Below are 1118 nucleotides of genomic sequence, written 5' to 3' on the forward strand. Positions count from 1 at the left end.
CGCATCCCCGGCGCCAACCAGTCGAGCATCTTCGGCAACCCCGACTACGCGATGCGCATCTGGCTCAAGCCCGACCGCATGGCGCAACTCGGCGTGACCGCATCCGACGTGCAGAAGGCCGTCTCGAACCAGAACCAGCAATTTGCGGTTGGCAGCATCGGGCAATCACCGACGGGCGCGCCGGTCGAGCAGTCGTTCGCGGTGACGACGACCGGGCGCCTGGCCGACCCCGCCGAGTTCGACAACGTCATCATCCGCGCGTCAAGCGGCGGCGCGGCGATCGTGCGGCTGAAGGACATCGGCCGCGCGGAACTCGGCCGCAAGGATTATTCGATCCGCAGCAAGTTCCAGGGCAAGCCGGCGACGGTCCTCGCCGTCTACCAGCAGCCGGGTGCTAACGCGCTCGACGTGTCCAAGCAGGTGCGCCAGGCGCTCGAGGAGATGAAGAAGTCGTTTCCCGAAGGCCTCGACTACAGCGTCGCGATGGACACGACCGAGTTCACCCGGGCGTCAATCTCGGACGTGGTGCATACATTCTTCGAAGCGGTCATCCTGGTCGTGATCGTCGTGTTCGTGTTCCTGCAGAGCCTGCGCGCCACGCTGATTCCGGTGCTCGCGGTGCCGGTGTCGATCGTCGGCACGTTCATGGGCATGATGGCGCTCGGCTTCTCGATCAACATGCTGACCCTCTTCGGCATGGTGCTCGCGATCGGCATCGTGGTGGACGACGCGATCGTCGTGATCGAGAACGTCGAGCGGAACATGAACGTGCACAAGCTCAGTCCGAAGGACGCGGCCAAGCGCGCGATGGACGAAGTCGCGGGCCCGGTGGTCGCGATCGTGCTCGTGCTCTGCGCGGTGTTCGTGCCGGTGGCCTTCCTGAGCGGCATCACCGGGCAGCTTTACAAACAGTTCGCCATCACGATCGCGATCTCGGTCGTGATCTCGGGACTCGTCGCGCTGACGCTTTCGCCTGCGCTGGCCGCACTGTTGCTCAAGCCCGGACATCACGAGAAGAAGGGCTTCTTCCGATGGTTCGATAACGCCTTCGAGCGGATGACGCACGGCTACACGCGCATGGTCAAGCTCGTCATCAAGCGTTTCCTGGTGGCGCTGGT

The 1118-nt window shown here is 64.1% G+C and carries 1 protein-coding gene; it reads left to right on the forward strand.

Features of this window, described 5'->3' with window-relative positions:
- A partial coding sequence (locus AWB67_RS38335) for an efflux RND transporter permease subunit (RefSeq protein ID WP_143746826.1) occupies nucleotides 1-1118 on the forward strand: 1118 nt, incomplete at both ends.

The sequence above is a fragment of the Caballeronia terrestris genome, assembly GCF_001544515.1.
GTDB lineage: Bacteria > Pseudomonadota > Gammaproteobacteria > Burkholderiales > Burkholderiaceae > Caballeronia > Caballeronia terrestris.